Origin of the sequence: Infirmifilum lucidum, from assembly GCF_014876775.1 — an archaeon.
Lineage (GTDB): Archaea > Thermoproteota > Thermoprotei > Thermofilales > Thermofilaceae > Thermofilum > Thermofilum lucidum.
Genome location: NZ_CP062310.1, coordinates 523,021 through 540,774, shown reverse-complemented (window position 1 = coordinate 540,774; position 17,754 = coordinate 523,021). Strand labels below are relative to the sequence as shown.

Annotated in this window: 17 protein-coding genes; 8 read left to right on the top strand and 9 right to left on the bottom strand. The window is 55.2% G+C overall.

The features are described 5' to 3' along the window. The first annotated feature begins 110 nt into the window (after positions 1-110). Positions 111-1,952, top strand: coding sequence for an MFS transporter (locus IG193_RS02970; protein WP_192819411.1), 1,842 nt, complete (start codon positions 111-113; stop codon positions 1,950-1,952). A gap of 242 nt (positions 1,953-2,194) precedes the next feature. Here the strand turns inward: IG193_RS02970 and IG193_RS02965 are convergent, their stop codons facing one another. The 4 genes from IG193_RS02965 to asnS are packed head-to-tail and all read right to left on the bottom strand — an operon-like array spanning position 2,195 to position 6,653. Beyond that, on the bottom strand, positions 2,195-2,977 hold the full coding sequence (locus IG193_RS02965) for an anaerobic ribonucleoside-triphosphate reductase activating protein (protein WP_192819410.1): 783 nt from the start codon (positions 2,975-2,977) through the stop codon (positions 2,195-2,197). Then, positions 2,977-5,061 (bottom strand): ferrous iron transport protein B, encoded by a 2,085-nt coding sequence (gene feoB / locus IG193_RS02960; protein WP_192819409.1) that lies wholly within the window; start codon positions 5,059-5,061, stop codon positions 2,977-2,979. The genes IG193_RS02965 and feoB overlap by 1 nt, the downstream gene beginning before the upstream one ends. Then, positions 5,058-5,297, bottom strand: coding sequence for a FeoA family protein (locus IG193_RS02955; protein WP_192819408.1), 240 nt, complete (start codon positions 5,295-5,297; stop codon positions 5,058-5,060). The genes feoB and IG193_RS02955 overlap by 4 nt, the downstream gene beginning before the upstream one ends. A gap of 60 nt (positions 5,298-5,357) precedes the next feature. Further along, complete coding sequence (gene asnS / locus IG193_RS02950; RefSeq protein ID WP_192819407.1) at positions 5,358-6,653, bottom strand: asparagine--tRNA ligase; 1,296 nt, start codon at positions 6,651-6,653, stop codon at positions 5,358-5,360. Between asnS and IG193_RS02945 the strand changes: the two genes are divergently transcribed. Continuing rightward, complete coding sequence (locus IG193_RS02945) at positions 6,652-7,326, top strand: methyltransferase (RefSeq protein WP_192819406.1); 675 nt, start codon at positions 6,652-6,654, stop codon at positions 7,324-7,326. The genes asnS and IG193_RS02945 overlap by 2 nt on opposite strands. On the opposite strand, the gene IG193_RS02940 is transcribed toward IG193_RS02945, so the two are convergent. Further along, positions 7,283-9,520 carry a DEAD/DEAH box helicase gene (locus tag IG193_RS02940; protein ID WP_192819405.1) on the bottom strand — a complete coding sequence of 746 codons (2,238 nt, stop codon included), beginning with the start codon at positions 9,518-9,520 and terminating at the stop codon, positions 7,283-7,285. The two genes, IG193_RS02945 and IG193_RS02940, sit on opposite strands and share 44 nt — an antisense overlap. A 47-nt stretch (positions 9,521-9,567) precedes the next feature. On the opposite strand from IG193_RS02940, the gene IG193_RS02935 reads away from it, so the two are divergent. Genes IG193_RS02935 through IG193_RS02925 form a run of 3 tightly spaced genes read left to right on the top strand, consistent with a single transcriptional unit; the run spans position 9,568 to position 11,821 of the window. After that, positions 9,568-10,260 (top strand): MBL fold metallo-hydrolase, encoded by a 693-nt coding sequence (locus IG193_RS02935; RefSeq protein ID WP_192819404.1) that lies wholly within the window; start codon positions 9,568-9,570, stop codon positions 10,258-10,260. Then, positions 10,232-11,377, top strand: a complete 1,146-nt coding sequence (locus IG193_RS02930; protein WP_192819403.1) for a site-2 protease family protein — start codon at positions 10,232-10,234, stop codon at positions 11,375-11,377. The genes IG193_RS02935 and IG193_RS02930 overlap by 29 nt, the downstream gene beginning before the upstream one ends. Before the next feature lie 3 nt (positions 11,378-11,380). Further along, the gene (locus IG193_RS02925) at positions 11,381-11,821 is read left to right on the top strand and encodes a hypothetical protein (protein ID WP_192819402.1); all 441 of its coding nucleotides are present in this window, start codon (positions 11,381-11,383) and stop codon (positions 11,819-11,821) included. Here IG193_RS02925 and IG193_RS02920 read toward each other — a convergent pair. After that, positions 11,814-13,139: a RuvB-like domain-containing protein gene (locus tag IG193_RS02920; RefSeq protein WP_192819401.1), complete on the bottom strand. Its 1,326-nt coding sequence runs from the start codon at positions 13,137-13,139 to the stop codon at positions 11,814-11,816. The two genes, IG193_RS02925 and IG193_RS02920, sit on opposite strands and share 8 nt — an antisense overlap. Before the next feature lie 26 nt (positions 13,140-13,165). After that, on the bottom strand, positions 13,166-13,585 hold the full coding sequence (locus IG193_RS02915) for a PDDEXK family nuclease (protein ID WP_192819400.1): 420 nt from the start codon (positions 13,583-13,585) through the stop codon (positions 13,166-13,168). A 201-nt stretch (positions 13,586-13,786) separates the two neighbouring features. Here IG193_RS02915 and IG193_RS02910 point away from each other — a divergent pair, with 201 nt between their 5' ends. Further along, entirely contained in the window at positions 13,787-16,462 is a 2,676-nt protein-coding gene (locus IG193_RS02910; protein WP_192819399.1) for an ATP-dependent helicase, read from the top strand. A 9-nt stretch (positions 16,463-16,471) separates the two neighbouring features. On the opposite strand, the gene IG193_RS02905 is transcribed toward IG193_RS02910, so the two are convergent. Further along, positions 16,472-16,963 (bottom strand): YkgJ family cysteine cluster protein, encoded by a 492-nt coding sequence (locus tag IG193_RS02905; protein WP_192819398.1) that lies wholly within the window; start codon positions 16,961-16,963, stop codon positions 16,472-16,474. Between the two features lie 3 nt (positions 16,964-16,966). Between IG193_RS02905 and IG193_RS02900 the strand changes: the two genes are divergently transcribed. Together IG193_RS02900 and IG193_RS02895 are read left to right on the top strand one after the other, a co-directional pair. Then, a complete protein-coding gene (locus tag IG193_RS02900) occupies positions 16,967-17,215 on the top strand; it encodes a TIGR00304 family membrane protein (RefSeq protein WP_192819397.1) in 249 nt (82 codons plus the stop codon). Then, positions 17,212-17,481 (top strand): TIGR00304 family membrane protein, encoded by a 270-nt coding sequence (locus IG193_RS02895; protein ID WP_192819396.1) that lies wholly within the window; start codon positions 17,212-17,214, stop codon positions 17,479-17,481. Before IG193_RS02900 ends, IG193_RS02895 begins: the two co-directional genes overlap by 4 nt. 8 nt (positions 17,482-17,489) lie before the next feature. On the opposite strand, the gene IG193_RS02890 is transcribed toward IG193_RS02895, so the two are convergent. Continuing rightward, positions 17,490-17,678 carry a hypothetical protein gene (locus tag IG193_RS02890; protein ID WP_192819395.1) on the bottom strand — a complete coding sequence of 63 codons (189 nt, stop codon included), beginning with the start codon at positions 17,676-17,678 and terminating at the stop codon, positions 17,490-17,492. Positions 17,679-17,754: the final 76 nt, after the last annotated feature.

Genomic DNA, 17,754 nt, shown 5'->3' with positions numbered 1-17,754 from the left:
TTAAAAAAGTTCCCCCGTATATATCTGTGGCCCAAAATAAATAGCTATATAGAACCTAAATAAAAATAATTTTATATAGTTCCCTCTAGGAGTAAGACTAGGTGCTGTTCTTGCGCAAGGAGACCCTCGCCCTCGTGCTAATACTCACTGTGGAAGTGCTCGTTGGTAGCGCCACAGGAGTCCAGCGTACAATACTCACTGTTGCCACGCGCGAAGCCTTGGGTAGCCTGCCGGCACTGCTTCCAATACTTTCTTTCGGCGTCTTCAAGGCAACATTCGACCTGGCCGCCGGCTTTATCTCGCACAGGAGCGGCAGGAGGGCATCTCTAATAGCAGGTACTCTGGCATATTTCTCAGGCACGTTGGTGATACTCCTGCTCAAGCCCCCACTGAATTTTGTCTTGGGGAACGTCCTCGTCGGCGTGGGGGAGGGCATAGTTTTCGCAACGTCGGCGATAGCTATAGGAGACATCCTCGGCCTAGAGAGATCCTCGCTGACGTTCGGTTACATTGAGAGCGCCTGCTACTTTGGCTACGCGCTGGGGGCCTATGTCGGCGGCTGGGTGTGGAACGCTTTTGGGCCCTACGAGACACTAGTATATATAGCCCTGTCCTCAGGCCTAGCCGTGCTCGTGGCTCTCTCGTCTCTCGAAACTAAGGCTTACTCCGAGGCTGACCGCAGGAGGTTCTCTGCGGCTCCAAAGCCGAAGGGTGCCCTCAGAATCATCGTTACGAACCCGAGCACTCTTTCTGCACTCATAGCCGCACACATGTCCAAAGTAGCCGACAGCATAGTGTGGGGTGTGATGCCGCTCTATGTTCTCAGTAGGGGACTCGACGTCTATTACGCGGGCTATGCACAGTCACTCCTGCTTGTCGTGTGGTCTGCAACTATGCCCTTCTGGTCTTCGTACTCTGACAGGGCTGGAAGGAGGCTCGTGTCAACACTAGGTCTCATGGTCATGGCTTTCATGCTGATAGCGCTACCCAGCACCAGGTCATTTCCCGAAATTCTCCTGGTAGCGCTTGCCCTAGGGATAAGCTACGCAATGTACTACCCTGTACTTCCAGCGCCCATCTCGGATATGAGCCCCCCTGCTGTGCGGGATATCGCGGTAGGCTTCTATAGGCTTGCGAGGGACTCCGGATACGCGACTGGAGCTATCCTTGGGAGCCTAATGCTACAACAGTCCCAGGGTAGCTACTCGTCAGTATTTGTAAACACCGGGACGCTACTAGCTGTAACAGCAGCATTCTACTCTGTGTTCTTCAGGGAGACAAGGCCAACATGGCCCTTCTTCGACTTGGTGATTAAACACCTCGAGACGATAGGCGAAATCCTGTCTATCCAAAAAGAACTCATCAAGGACATATTCGAGGGAAGGGTCGAGGAGGTTCAGACTAAGGCGGCCAAGATAAAGGATCTCGAGAGGAAGGCGGACAGAATAAAAAGGGAGCTCATGTGGCGGATATGGTCCGGTTTGCTGCCTGTCTCGAGCAGGATGGACTTTGAACGTCTAGTAGAGGAGATCGATAGGGTTGCCGGGGCTGTGATAGAGTGTAACGAGAGACTGCTGTGGGTCAAGTATGGATCAGAGCTTAGGAGGCTTGAGCCAGTGATAGTAGAGATGGTCGAAGAGACGGAGAGGCTCTCGAAGAAGCTGATAGACAATCTGCACATGCTCCGGCTCTCGCCAGCCTACGCCGTAAACATAACTACGGAGATCGACGCCGGCGAGAGGAGAGTCGATGCGCTAAGGTCTGAGGTCTTACAAGAGGTTAAGAGGCTGGTCGAGGAAGGGAAAGTCGACCTCATGTCCGCGCTCAACGTTATGGAGGCTGTAAACTTGATAGAACTGTCCTCGGACGATTTCCAGGACGCCGCCGACATAATAAGGATTATTGCTTACAAGCATGCCGCAATCCCACCGGAAAGGATTAAGGCGATGTAGCCGTAGTGGAGATGGAATTCGACTAAAGCCAGTAAATGTTCTAGAACTGGGCAGCCGGTCGCTGCCTTGTTAAGAGTTATCCCCGCTCTCCTGACCCTGGGAGCCCTGCTTATGTAAATGACGACGTCGCTATAGAAGAATGCATAACAGACTCTTCTAGTCCCTCTCTTTCTAGTCTCCCGTGCTGTGATAAGAGCCCCGCCCGGAAGGCAGCTAGAAAGGAAGGGGAGTAATATATCTTCCTATATCCTCCGGCTACCGTCCTCTATCGTTCTGTAGTAGACTTCGGAGAAGCCTTTAAGTTCTTCTGCTGCTAGTCTAGCAGCCATAATTACCTGTTCACGTGGGGTCTTTGGCGTTTTTCTGTATTCCGAAGGAACGCCTTCATACGGTATGAACTGCTGGACAACATACACAATACGGGGTGCTGAACCGAGATCCATCCCCCGTATTTCCCGGGCAATCTGAACTATGTCCTCAACCCCCAGAAGGCCGGGAACCATTAGCGTCCTGAGCTCTAGGAAGTCTCTCACGTCAGTCGAAGCTTTTATCCCTTCCTTTACTCTCTCAACGATACTCCTCCCGAACCTCTCCTGTAGCCCTACTACTCTAGCATAGAGTTCGGGCTTCGAGAGGGGAGCCTTTATGTCTACTGCAATGTGGTCAACGTCAACACCACTCGTGATGTATCTGATGGCCTCTGGGATGCTCGCGTTAGTATCAAAGCTGAGCTTTAGACCGGTCTCCTCCCTAACGCGTGATAAGAGTCTCGTCAGGACGCGATACTGCAGTGTCGGCTCGCCACCTGTCACGTGGAAATAGTCTGCGAAGGGTGCTGCCTTCTTCACTTCTTCGATAATGTCGTCGAAGGCAACGGCCCTCTTCTCGAGTCCCCGCGCCAGTCTGGAGTTTGCACACCAAGGGCAGCGGAAGTTGCAGAAGGAGAACCATACTGTGAAGCTCACGTTTTCCAAGACATCCACTAGGCTATTCTCCTTCCAGCCACCAATCCAGACAGTGTCCATCAGAATCCCATTAGGTTAAGTGCCTGATAAACGATTACTGCGGAGACTGTAGCTATTGCAAATTCGTATGCGATTAGCAGTATGGTTAGCTTGTACCTGCGGAACTGCGTGTGGAAAGTAGCCACTGTTGCCAGGCACGGGGTGTAGAGTGTAATGAAAATTATCAAGCTGGCAATCTGTGCCGGCGTTAAAGCTAGTTTCTGAACGGCCTCGACAGGGTCTACCGTCCCGGTAATAACTGTTAGCGTCGAGGCGACGGTCTCCTTTGCGACAAACCCCGTGAGGAGAGCTAGTGCAACCTGCCAGTGGGGGATTCCCATCACTGCAGTTAAGGGGGTCAGGGCCTCGCCTATTGCTTTAGCGATCGAGGAAGAGATGTCCTCGGTGAATCCGTCTGGCCCCAAGTGTAGTAACAGCCACACCACTACGGAGAGCCCTAATATGATGCCCCCCGCTTTTTTAAGGAAGTGGAGCGTGCTGTCCCAGGCGAACCACCATATTACTCTCAGGCTTGGCCTATGGTAAGGAGGTAGCTCCAGCACGAGCTCCGGCTTTTCCCCGTGGGAGAGGAACGTTGAGGCTACTCTGGCGACAACAGCTACTAGGAGGAGCGAGTAGGCGTAGGTGGATACCAGGGCCACTACTTTCGCCATCGGTGTAGCCGGGAGGGCTGAGATAAGTATCAAGAGCACTACGAGTCTAGCCTGGCATGGTATCAGCGGCGCGATGAGCGAGGCTATTAGTTTCTCGCGATCTGTTTCGAGGATTTTCGTACCCATTATTGCGGGTACGTTGCAACCAAAGCCGAGGAGGAGGGGCATTAGGGATTTTCCCGAGAGCCCCACCCTGCGCATAATACTGTGGTTTGCTGTGGCTATGCGCGCCATCACACCAGTGTCTTCTAAGAAGCCGAAAGCCGCGGAGACTATGAAGACTAACGGGAGGAAAGTGAGTACAGCCCCCACCCCTCCTATAACTCCGTCTACTATCAGGGATACGAGAAACGCCGGGAGCCTAATCCCTGAGAGATACTCCGCGAGGACGTTGCTGAGCGAGTCGAATAGGGACGAGAATAGTCCCGAGATCGTGTATTTCTCGAAAACCTGTGCTAGCTCTGAATTACCAGTTAACTCGAGCAGTTGTTTTATAGGGAATCCCGTGTTCACCGTGAGCGTCACTATGAGAACAGACAGTATTATCCCGAGGTTCGTCAGGGGGCCGGCGACAGGGTGCAGTAAGATCTTGTCTAGCCTCTCGGTGACTTCGCGTTTAACAACCCCTGTAGTCGTCACGCTCTCAGCGACGACTCCATCTATGAAGGAGTACCTCACACTCGCGGCTAGTAGTGACGGCGGCGAGCCGAGCCCCTCCTCGACTCTTCTCCGAGTGGCCTCTACAAGCCCTAAGGCATCGGCACAGTAGTGTTGCAGAGTGCGCTCCAGCTCTGCGTCTCCCTCTAGGAGCCTCATCGAGCTCCACTCTAGCGGGTACTCACTTATCTTCGGGCATCCCTTGATGGCATGCTCTATCTCGCGTGCGTAGTAGTCGAGCCCCTTGTAGTCCAGCTTAAGCCTCCTGACAGTCTCTAGCCCCTCGGCTACGCGGATTATTGTGTCGACGAGGTCGTGGAGCCCCTCCCTCCTGAGAGCAGAAATCCCAACGACAGGTACTCCAAGCTTTCTGCTAAGCTTTTCAGTGCTGATATGAATACCTCTCTTCAGCGCGGCATCTATCTTGTTTACTGCAATAACAACTCTGTCGTAAAGCTCCAGCACCTGCACAGCTAAGTAGAGCGTCGTCTCGAGGGAGACAGCATCCACGAGAACAACTACGACGTCCGGCTTCTCAGTTATAATATAGTCGCGTGCTATGGCCTCCTCCTCAGTCTGTGCGTTGAGGCTATAAGTTCCGGGCAGATCAACGACCCTTATACTATACTCCATGTGCTCGAAGAAACCCTCGTACTTGTCTACAGTCTTGCCGGGCCAGTTCCCCACAAATCTGTTAGCTCCCACGAGCATATTGAACAGAGTGCTCTTCCCAACATTAGGAGGTCCCGCCAGCGCGACTCTAATTTCCTTCATCCAACCACCTCTACGAGGATCTTAGCCGCGAGCCCCCTCCCTATGGCGAAGCGAGTACCCCCTCTCTCAACGACAACAGGACCAGCGTCGTTGAACACTACTCTTACTGTCTCGCCAGGTATTATTCCGAGCTCGAAAAGGCGCTTAAAAGCTCCTCTACCGCCCTGTACGTGGATAATCCGGACTAGAGAACCTGGCCTCGCAAGGGATAGAGGTATAATGTTTGACGCCGTCATATCATGACACTGAAGTGAGCACCACGGCGCTGTTTAAATTACTTTCTTGCAGGTTGCAGGCTAGGGGTATGTTCTCGCTACAGTTCGCGGGAATGGGAGGGAATCTACAATGTGCTCAAGCCCAGCAATCCACATCACAAGCCTATCCATTCCGAGCCCAAACCCAGCGTGAGGCACAGTACCATACTTCCTCAAGTCCAGGTACCACCTGTAGTCCTCGGGGTTAAGCCCAAACCTCTTAATCTTGGCTACAAGCTCGTCCAGCCTCTCTATCCTCTCGCCCCCGCCGATTATCTCCCCGTAGCCCTCAGGAGCGAGTAAGTCGGCTGAGAGCGTGACCTCCGGCCGCGAGGGGTCGTTCTTGTGGTAGAACGCCTTGACCTTCTCCGGGAAGCCGTAGAGGAAGAAGGGCTTGTCAAACTCCATCGTCAGGACTCTCTCCTCGTCGGCTCCCAGGTCGTCGCCCCACGAGATGTTCAGGCCTCTACTCTGGAGTATTTCAATCGCCTTGTCATAGCTGATACGCGGAAAGGGGGGCTCGACGAGCTCCAGCTTCTCTGTGTCGCGACCCAGCAGTGCCAGCTCCTCCCGGTTTCTCTCGAGAACCCCCCTGACGATGTGCGAGACGAGCTCCTCCTCTACCCTAAGTATCCCGTCGAGGCCAACCCACGCCGCCTCCGCCTCGGCATGCCAGAACTCCGTCAAGTGCCTCCTCGTCCTCGACTTCTCAGCCCTGAAGGACGGGGCCACAGTGTATACTTTCTCGAGGCTGTAGATAAGCGCCTCCAGGTAGAACTGGGACGACTGGGTCAAGTACACTGTCGACTCGTCAACGTACTTCACTGGGAAGAGGGTGGCCCCTCCCTCAACGGCCGCAGAGACGAACATCGGGCACTGAACCTCATAGTAACCGTTCTCGCGGAACCACTCGTGGAGAGCGCCGAAAGCAGTGTGCCTGATCTTCAGCACGGCTGTCATTTTCCTAGACCTCACCGCGAGGTGGCGCACGTCCAGGAGGAATTCTCTCGAGACATCCCTCCTTATCGGGAAGTTCTCAGCTAGCCCGACGATCACTAATTCCTCTCCCTGGATTTCCTTGCCGCCGGGGGCACGCGGATCCTCCCTGAGCTTACCAGAGACGATAACTGAGCTCTCCACGGTGACGCGTCTGGCCTCGCTGTGGCTCTTTGACTCCGGCGTGAAGACTGACTGTATTATGCCCGTCGAGTCTCTAACGACGACGAAGGCCTTGTCCCCGAGATCCCTCCTGCGGTAGACCCAGCCCCTGACCTTGACCTCCTGGCCGGGCTGAAGCTTTAAAGCCTCTCTTATGGGTATGGGGTTCGTGGCCGTCATGAGCCTTATCAGGGAAAGCCTATTCACTCTAATTACAAAAACTTTGCTAAGACTATACATGACACGCGGAAAGAGCCAAATCTTCGAGGGCCTCAGAGTGCTCGTGCCCCCAGCGTGCTTTCCGCCTTCGGGAACAGTCAGCACTCGGCTCTTGGCAGAAGTACTCAGGAGACAGACTATTGTTGGGCGTGCTGCTGAGATAGGTTGCGGTGCAGGAGCCCTTACACTGTTCCTGGCGCGGATGGGGGTATATGCTGTCGCCACGGACATCTCACTCAACTGCCTCAAGGCAGCCAGGCTCAACGCGCTCGCCAACGGCCTCTATGGGCTCGTAGACTTCGTTAACTGCGACTCCGGGAGCTGCATTAGGGAGGAAGCCGTCGATGTTTGTGTTACGAACCCGCCTTTCCTGCGCTACGGCCCAGGAGACCCTAGAGACCTTGCAATAGCAGGAGGGTCAGGTCTCGAAGTCTTAACGAAAATGGTTAGGGACTGCTACAGGGCGACTCGGAGGGGGCGTGCCGTCCTGTATACAATGAGCGATCTAGCCTCTGGGAGAAGGCCCAATCCACCAGGAGTAGTGCTTGCTAGGGGCAGGGGTCTCGGTGACACTGTATACGTCTTCTCCGTCACACGAGGGGCCTACCGCTCCTCTCTAGGCGAGCGGCTTTGAGTTTTAGAGCCATGACTTCTCCCAGCACTCTTTCGGCTCTCCTTCTCGAGAGGATTTTGTTGTTGTTTCCACAGTACGGGGAGAATATGCACCTCGGACACCCGTCTTCGCATGTGCAACGGGACACGATGTCGAAGGCTTTCCTCAAGGCATGCTCAAGCTTGTAGTAGAGAGCTTTCGTGACTCCAGACCCGCCGGGGAAGCTATCGTATATGAAGATGTGGCCCGACGGGAAACTTATGCCGCCCATGTCTGTTGGCGACGCTCCGAGGACGAGTTGCCCTGCGTATATCAGGGCGTGCTCGACTGCGTGGAATGCCTCGGCGTTTTGCACCTCGCTCCACTCGGCTCTAGGCTGGAATTCCAGGAGCAGGCCCCTAGTCTTGAACTTGTACTGCAACCCTGACTCGAGGAGCCTCTGGTTTATCACCTGCCCCTCGGGGAACGTCTTTGTGACATAGCCGTAGACGACGTCTGTGACCGTCAAGTCGAGATATGAAACTCTGACGCCCATGACCTCTCGCTCGAAGTGGACGCTGCCCTCCTCCGGAACCGTGTAGAACAGCGGAGAGGTGGTTACGGGTGGCGTCCTAGAGGGTAAAGGCTTAACTACAGCTCTCTCCCCCTCAAACCTTAAGGAGAGGTAACTCCTACCTCCATGGAGATAGATTGCTCCCGGGAATAGCTCCTTGATAGCCATCTGCTTCTCTCTGTACCCTATGACTCTACCTCCCTCGTTGACAATCTTGACTTGGTCGCCAACACCCCTTAGGTTATCGTGCTCTCTGAGGAACCTCATGCCGAGCCTTGTCGGCACGAGGAGCCCCGAGCCGGAGACCCTGAGGTAGCCCTGCCGTAGGAGCTCCTCCGCTTGTAGGCGTTCCCACTGAGACAGCTCCGAGAGCCGGAGGGGAGCGTCAGCTGCCATTGCTACCAAGTGGATCTTCACTACCTCGTAGTTCTCTGGCTCCAGGAACACGGGATCCGGGGCCTGCCCAAAGAAGTCTTCCGGGTTTCTCTCGTAGTAAGCGCTTATGGGATCATTTCCCAGAACCAGGAACACGTAGCCAGTCCTGTGCCTCCTGCCGACCCGCCCAGCCCGCTGCAGGTACTTAGAGAAGGTAGGCGGTACCCCGTAGAGTATAGCGGCGTCAAGATCCCCGATGTCTATTCCGAGCTCGAGGGTAGGGGTGGCTATTACGGCGTCGAGCTCGCCAGCTTTAACAGTCCTCTCGATGCGCTTTCTCTCTTCTGGTAGTAGCCCGGCCCTGTGGACTGCAGCCCTCACGCCCACGTTGTAGGCCTGTATGGCCAAGCTCTCAGCTAACCGATGGCTGTCGACAAACACTATGGTCTTTAGACCCCTCTCTGACAGCTTCTTCAAGAGCCAGAGAACCTCGGAGGAGCGCGACCGGGTTCTCGGGGACAGCATGACGTGGAAGACAGGAGCCTTCCTGGTTCTGCCAGCATCGATCACCTCTGCCTCCTCTCCGAAGAGCTTCTCAGCGAACTCCGAGGGATTGCCGACGGTGGCAGAGGCGCCTATAAACAGTGGCTTCTCGCGCAGGAGGCGCTTAAACCTCCTCAGGACGTAGTAGACGTGCGACCCGAAGACCCCACTGTAAACGTGCGCGTCGTCAAGGACGACGTATTTGGCCCTAGCGAATAGATCCTTGTAACCCGTGCTAGAGTGCATAGATAAGTGGAGCATGTCTGGGTTCGTCACCAGTACACGTGGGGGGTAGAGTAGTATCCTCCTGCGCTCCTCCTCAGGCGTATCGCCGTCGAAGACTCCAACTCTGAAGCCAAAAACTCTCCCAATGTACCAGTCTATCCTGTCCAACTGATCCCGGGCGAGTGCCTTGGTAGGGTAGATGAGGACGGCTACCTCCGAAGCGTTCGTCAGGAGTCTCTCGAGTATTGGGAGCATGAATGCCTCTGTTTTCCCGACACCTGTTCCGGCAACAATGAAGACATTTCTCCCGTCCCTCACCTTCCTGATGGCCTCGGCCTGGAACTTGTAGAGCCTAGCTATCCCCCGGCTCTTTAAGGCCTCCACAAGCACTCCTTCCCTGATAACCTCCTCGACGAGAGGGCCTGGCTCCGGCTCGCGCGCCTCCTCGTAGTAGACGTAAACGACCTTGTGGCCGCCGTCGTTACGCACCGCTTCAAGTATCTCGTCCCTATACGCCACAATTGTTTTTAAGGTCTTGAAGTCTGATAAGCTTTAGCGGCGGTCATGTGATAGCCCGCGTACACATAGACGTGCTGGTAGACGATATTCCAGCCGTAGAGGGTGTCTTACCGCTACACGGGCTCTCGATCCTTCTCTCGCTAGAATACGAGGGGGGCGTTACCAAGAAGATCCTCTTCGACACGGGACCATACAGCTCTGTGCTACTGAAGAACTCCGAGACACTGGGGGTCGAGCTAGAACCCGACATCATATTCGGGAGCCTCCACCACTTCCACCATATTGGAGCCCTCCGGAACAGCTTCCCCACAACCCCACGGGTACTCCCCCCGCCTCCCGTAGCGCGCGCAGGTAGGCCAATGTCCCAGCTACAGGGCCTCTCAGACGTTTACGTGCTTGTGGGCGACTCGTACTGGAACGAGCAAGGGCTCGCCTTGAAGACCCCCAAGGGGTGGCTGGTTGTGGTGGGGTGCAGCGTACACGGATTGAAGAGGACTTTCGGCGCTAGACTACTCGGCCTCGGTAGGGTGTGGGGGCTCATCGGGGGCCTCAATATCTCCACTAGAGACGTCTTCAACCTTGCCTTCGTGAGGAGGCTCGCCCAACGCGGCTTAAAACTCGCACTCCCGCTCCACTCCACGAGCATGGAGGCCAGGAAAACAATATTAGAGAGGTTTAATAGCTACGATTTCGGCTACGAGGTAAGCGGCTGTGGAGTACAGGCAGATATCGAGTTTTGACGGCAACTTGCTCCTTATCATGTCAATCCTAGCAGTCTATACCGTTGCCTTACTGGTACAACGGCGGAAGCCGAAAACCGCGGAGAGGCTTGGCCTGAAGCTCGAGGGAGGCGTTCTAATATTCAGAACCGAGAAATTCAATGACACCATTAGAGGCTTCGCCAGCAAGCACCTGAGAGCAGTAAAGCTCTTCGGGGATCTATCGGCCTTCGCGGGCTTCGCTCTAATGGTGTATGGCCTCTACTTCTTCCACGCAAACCTCCTGAGCTTCTTCTCAGAACCTGAGGCCGCTTCCCCCGTGTCTCCAATAGTCCCCGGATTAAACGTTGGAGTAGACGTGCTACCCTACTTCCTCCTTGCCGTCTTCCTCGCAATAGTACCCCACGAGCTCGCGCACGCCCTGACCGCTAGCGCGGAGGGCATACCGCTGAAGTCGACGGGGCTTTTCCTGGCCGTGGTATTTCCGGGTGGGTTTGCGGAGATAGACGAGGAGCATCTCGAGAAGGCTGGGCTGAAGACGAAGCTGAGAGTCCTCTCGTCCGGGAGCGTGGCCAACATACTAACCTTCCTTTTTCTCCTGCTCTTAGCACTCCTCCTCGTCCAGCCGCTAGGGGTACGTGTAACAGGCACACTGCCAGGGTACCCTGCTGAGGGCGTGTTAAAGCCAGGGGACGTTATTCTGAGCGTTAACGGTGTCAGGGCTCCCACACTAGAAGACTTCTCAAGGCTCATGGCGAAGCACCGACCCGGCGATACAGTTACTCTCACTATCCTGCGAAACAGCGTAAAACTGAACGTCTCCATCACCCTGGCTCCCAGGCCTGAAAACAGTTCCAGAGGATTCCTCGGGATCCAAATACAGCAGTCAGTGAGCAACGAGGATGTCTATAACATCGTGTCGTGGGGTCTCATCGTCACATCGAGTGTGGCGGTGATAAACATGCTGCCAATAGTCCCCCTAGACGGCGGGAGGATTTTCAGAGCGATCGTAGAGAAGCTTCTAGGCCAGTCAAAAGCTAGGACTGTGACCGTAGCTACGACAGCCTACACTATTTTCCTAGTAGCGCTGAACATCTTCCTCTCGACAAACATATATGGTTTGCTGCGCTTTCCTTAGGCTGTGAGTACGATGAGAGACTTCCTGAAGGACTTTACCCTAGTAGTAGCACCGGCGCTTATAGCCTCACTGCTGACGGCATTTCCGCTTGAAAACTTTCTCAGCGCCTACCTCGTGCCGCCAGCATTCGTGTGGTACGTGCCGTGGCGGGGGGCTATAGTCTCGATAATACTGTGGCTCCTGAGCGGGGCCTTCTACAGCGACAAGCGGTACTGGCTCAAAGAGGTCTTCCTGGGCTCTGCAGTTTCCTTCATAACCTTTCACTACTGGTTCCTCTATATACTCTCGCTCCGCACTCGCGTATCTCTCATACCCCTGGCCTACACCGTGGGCAACAGCCCGCCAACGCTAGATCTAGGTCAACTCGTAGCTTTGCTGACACTAGCAGCGTTCAGAAAGGAAATCCTGAGCGTTGTTGCCTCCCTGAAACAGAAGGCTACTTGAGCAGTTTTTCCTCGAGTTCTCTCAGGTAGCTTGAGGATTCCTTTGTGCTTATAAAGAGTTGTGAGACCTCTGCTACGTCCTCTTTAGTGACCCTGCTGCGGCTTCTCTGCATTGCCAGGAGCCTGGCCGGAGCCAGCAACTGCGTCGCGTAGCGCAGGCTCTTCTCGCTCCCGAGCTTAACGAGCTCCTCCAAGGCTTCTGGCTCGAGCTCCACGCCTTCTTCATGAGCCCTAATCTTAACGATCTCGCGTATCTCGTCCGGCGTGTACGGCCTAGTCCTAATTATCAGTAGCCTGTCCAGGAGGTCTAGCGGCATTCCATGCGGCGCCTCTACGTCAGTCCCCCTGATCTTCGTGAAGCCTCTGTTTGTGGCGAGGATTATTATAGGGCTCAGCTCGCTCTCCATAGCCCTCGAGAGGAAGCTATACGCCTCTATATCCAGCATGTGCGCATCGTCGATGAAGAGAACCCCGGGGATGAGCTCCGCTCTCTTCGTCTCAACCCACTCCTTAACCGTCTTGTCGACTCTTGCTCTGACATCGGGAGGAATCTCCTTCGCTGAGGGAGCCCCAAAGAATATTGACAGAATGCTCTCGCTCTTGCTCTCCATCTCGTCGAGGTCGTGTAGAGTCAGTGTATAGACGAACTCCTTCTCCTTGTATATCGGCCCCGTCGGGATCTCGACTAGGTCGCGAGGCCTGACGTCGTAATCCCCGTAGCCCTTAGCCCTGCCTGCGCGCGAGACGCGGCCTGTCTCCTCGTCGATCCATATAACGTCCCCCTCGCTAATGCCCTTCGAGAGAATCTGGTATATGATGTTGGAGTCGACCCGTAATGTCCGTGTCTCCCTATCTGTCTTGAGCGTTATCGTACCGCCAACGGGCACTTGTGTGTACGGGTTTAGCGGGTGTCTGTCGTAGCGCACGTCCATCTTCTCCAGAACCCCCTCGTACACCCATCTTCTCTCCCTTATCCTCACGCCTATAGACTTCCTCATGGCCTGCATTAGAACCTCCGTCTTCTTGAGCTCGGCAGAGTAGATCTCGCTACCCGACAGGGCCATGAACGGCGTCTCAGCCCCCAGCTCACGGGCTATAGCGACGGCGATCGCTGTCTTGCCGGTACCAGGTGGCCCGACGAGCAAAATCGCCCGCCCAGCCATCTTCCCGGCTTTTATCAGCTGGACGACAAGCCACGCGGCTTTCCTGGCCTCCACCTGTCCTACGAGCCCGTCCCCTACGGGCAGAACCTCTCCGTTCCTGACGCCCAGCCCCTTTATGTGGCTGTGGGTTCCAACGCGCTCAGTAACCGCGCTCATCGAAAAGTTTTTTTAGAAGCGATAATTTAAGCTTTTCTTCTCATCTTCACGTTCGGCTCCCAGTCGCTCGCGTCATCCGCGCGGACGACCATGTCCTCGCTGAACAAGCCGTCCACCCTCTTGAAGACCCACTTTTGCTCCCTGGAGAACCATACGGCTAGGACAGCCTCCCTCTTCGAGTACTTCTTGAAGGCCTCTAGGAAGCGGTAGAGCTTCGAGACCTGGAACCCCTTAACCTTAATCTTCTTACCCGACGTTACTTTAACCTCGAAGGCTACAATCCTGTCCTCTAGGTTGTTCACCATGAAGACGTCCGGGAAGTTCTCGCCTACGCCGCTGACGGGGACGCGGAAGACGTGGTTTTCTTTGTTCGCCGAGAGTAGCTTCACGAGCCTACGCTCGACGTTAAACGCGTTCCTGCGCCGTGCTACGACACTGCTAGCCATACTCCCTAGTGTTACACCGCGAAACCTTTTAAAAATACCCATGCAGACGTATTCACTGGATGATGAGAGTCATGCAAGCGCGACTGGTGGCCGCTATCCTGGGGTAGCTGACTCTCCTGGCCCCCTCTAGACCTTGTAGTTCCTACCTTTTCCCAAACCTGAACAATTGTTTTTAAGGTGGGTTTTTCTAAGAGGTCTACAGTGTCTGGTAGAGAGGGCTTAGTCTACGCCACTAGGGAGTACACTAAGGAGGAGGTACTCAGGGTACTGAACTCTCTCGTCGCTGAGTGGTTTGACAGGAAGTTCAGAGACCTAACGCCCCCGCAGAGGCTGGCGCTAATCCCCATACACGAGGGGAGGAACGTTCTGGTCTCGAGCCCTACAGGCACGGGGAAGACTCTGACGGCCTTCCTAATAGCCTTGAGCGAACTATTCGACATGGCACAGAGGGGCGAGCTCGAAGACACAGTCTACGTCCTCTACGTCTCCCCTTTGAGGGCGCTCAACAACGATATTTACAGGAACCTGGAGGAGCCGCTCAGTGAGATACGGGAGCTTGCGGAGTCTAAGGGCCTCGAGATCCCGGAGATAAGGCACGTCGTCAGGACTGGAGACACGACAACGACGCAGAGGCAGAACATGCTGAGGAAGCCTCCGCACATCCTCATCACGACGCCGGAGACGCTCGCGATAATCCTGGTCGCACCCAAGTTCAGGGAGAAGCTCAGAACCGTCAGGTGGGTCATAGTAGACGAGGTGCACAGCCTGGCCGAGAGCAAGCGCGGATCCCACCTCTCTCTGTCGCTCGAGAGACTGCGCGAGCTTACAGGTAGGGAGTTCGTGAGGATAGGCCTTTCAGCCACGATCAACCCCCTTGAGGAAGTCGCGCGCTTCCTCGTTGGTTACAATGACGATGGAACGCCCAGGGAGTGCGTGATCGTGGACGCCAGGTACGCCAAGAGGAAGAGCATCAGGGTCGTTTCGCCAGTGTCGGACTTGATACACACCCCCGCGCAGGAAGTGACGCAGGCGATGTACGACCTTCTCTTCGACGTTGTGAAGAAGCACAGGACAACCCTGATATTCACGAACACGCGTAGCGGGACAGAGAGAGTAGTCTTCCACCTTAAAATGCTCGCCAGGAAGAAGGGCGGCATACCTGAGGACTCCATAGCAGCACACCACAGTAGCCTGTCGCGCGGCGTTAGGCTGGACGTGGAGGAGAAGCTGAAGGGAGGCGAGCTCAAGGCCATCGTGAGTAGCACGAGCCTGGAACTGGGCATAGACATTGGCTACATAGACGTCGTAGCACAAGTGGGGTCGCCGAAGTCAGTGACCAGGTGCCTACAGAGGATTGGGCGTAGCGGGCACAGGCTCCACGAGACAAGCAAGGGGGTCATGGTCTGCGTTGATCGCGACGACCTCGTGGAGGTCGCGATAATGGTTAGAGAGGCCTACAGGCACCACTTGGACAAGATTCACATACCGCGCAACCCGCTAGACGTGCTGGCACAGCACGTCGTGGGGATGGCCATTGAGAGCAAGATGAGAGTCGAAGACGCCTACAGGATCATAAGGAGGAGCTACAGCTTCCACGAGCTACCCTACGAGGACTTTATCAACGTGCTGAAGTACCTCTCGGGGGGCTACAGCGAGCTTGAGAGCTACAAGGTGTACGGGAAGATATGGTTCGACCCAGAGGAGGGGGTCTTTGGGAGGAGGGGGAAATACGCGAGGGTTATCTATGCCCTCAACGTCGGAACAATCCCCGATGAAGTCAGCGTTAAGGTGCTCACCCTTGACAGGAAGTACGTGGGCAACATCGAGGAGGAGTTCCTGGAGAGGCTGTTCCCGGGCGACAGGTTCGTACTCGGGGGCAAGGTCTACGAGTTCGTGAAGAGCGACGGGATGGTGGCGTTCGTGAAGCCCGCCTTCGAGCAGAAGCCGACGATACCCGCGTGGTTCAGCGAAATGCTACCCCTCAGCTACGACCTTGCGCTCAAGATAGCAGAGTTCAGGGGGCAGATGTTCCGCTGGATAGAATCGGGAAAGGATCCCGAGGAGATTAGGGAGTACCTGAAGCGCGAGTGCAAAGTCGACGACAACTCGGCCGAGGCGATAATAGGGTACTTCCTGGAGATGTTCTACTTCCTCCGGTCACTGGGGATAAGAGAGTACCCGAGCGACAGGGTTATTCTCGTCGAGAAGTGGCTGGACGAGCAGGGCAGAATACACCACGTGTTCCACACGCTCGTGGGCAGGAGGACTAATGACGCCCTGAGCCACGCTCTCGCCTACCTCGCCACCAAGAAGGCGGGGGCGAACATAGGCATAGCGCTCCACGACAACGGCTTCGCCCTGGTATACCCGCGTGGTGTCGAGCCGCAAGTGACGCTGAAAGACGTGAAGCCCGAAGAGCTCGAAGAGATACTCAAGAAGGCGATCTTCAACACGGAGCTCATGAGGAGGCGCTTCCGCCACGTCGCGACACGGGGCCTCATGGTTCTGAGGAATTACAAGGGCCACGAGATAAGCGTCGAGAAGCAGCAGATGAGTGCCTCAACGCTACTCAAGGTGGTCAAGAGGTGGGAGGACTTCCCGATACTCAAGGAGACGTACAGGGAAATCCTAGAGGACTACATGGACGTACACCATGCCCGCGAGGTGCTCGAGAAAATCCACAGAGGCGAGGTGAGAGTCGTGGAGACACCCCTACTGGACACGCCGAGCCCCTTTGCGTACAATATAGTACTAGAGGGGCTTAGCGACGTTGTACTCATGGAGGACAAGCGCGCTCTCATCGCAAGGTTCCACGAGCAGGTAATGAGACGCGTAGCAGATCTCATGAAGCGCGAGTCGACAAGAGCAGCGACTTAGGAGCCCCTTCTACTTAACCGTCTCAAGGCCCTCAAGGCGGCGGGCACTCCTGTAGAACAGCCTCCACTTAACTCTATACCCGTGGCTCGTTTCGAGCTCCTTAAGAACTCTCTTGAGCTCGCCGAGAGCACGCTTGATGTCTTCCCGCCTGGAGGCGAACTCGCCTACGAGAGGGCATTCTGGGTCGAAGGCCACGCCTCTCTCCTCGTCGAAGACTAGGGGGTAGACACGGCAACCGGAAGGCCTGTAGTTATAGACTGTACACCTGCCAGTGCGCCTGTCGTAAAAGACGCAGTAGCCGTTCACGTTTCTCAAGCGTGGCAGCCTGCCTCTAAGCTCTACGAATGCCTCCCTGCTGAAGCCTAGCCTCTCGAGCCTCTCGATGTCGCCGGCGGTCAAGACCATCTCTGTATTGCGGCAACACAAGCCACAGGAGAGGCACTTGGCATGTTCGAACAAGCTGCCTCCGAAGAGTTTAAACCTCGGGACAAATATATGCATCACGTGTCACTGGCAATACTGGTCATCTTACTCGGAATTGTTGTCCTGATTGTTGGCTTCCTGTTCATACTAGGCTCGGCTATTGCAAGGGGTAAAGGCGAGGTGAGGGGTGGGGTCGTATTACTCATAGGGCCTATCCCCATAATTGTCGGCTCCGACGTCCAGGTAACAAAGTGGCTCATTGTCTTAGCACTAGTACTCACAATCCTCACGTTCGCTCTCTACTTCGTTACAGCGGGGTGGTTTAGGTGAGAGCGGAGGAGATTGGAGCTCTAGTGGTGCTTCTCGGGGTCATGCTTATCATGGCCGGAATAGTCCTGGCAATACTCGGGTCAGCTACACAGCTGGTGGGAATAGGGGGGTGCGTCTTTATAGGCCCGTTTCCTCTGTGCTTCGGGTATGGCCAGAACCCCCTCCTAGTAGTCCTAGCTAGTATCGCAATGGCGCTCGCGATGATTATAGCAACGTACATCCTTTTTTCGGGCTCGGTTAAGAGTGAGAAAAACACTCAAGGTTAATTGTTCCTCTACTCCCCTGACGAGTACTCCCTCTCAAGTATGCTGTTCAAGGCCTCTCCTGCCTCCTCAAGGTAGTATATCGTGTCCTCTAAGGCTGCGGCGAGTCTCTTGTCCTCCCTGGCGGCTTCGCGGAGCAGGCTGATAGCGTCGTCAATGTTATCAAGTGCTGCCCTCAATTTGTCGGCTATGCTCTTCATCAGAGAACAATAGTGAAGGGAGGGATATTAGGTTAGCCTATGAGGCGCTAGAGCCCCAACACGTTTATCACAGATA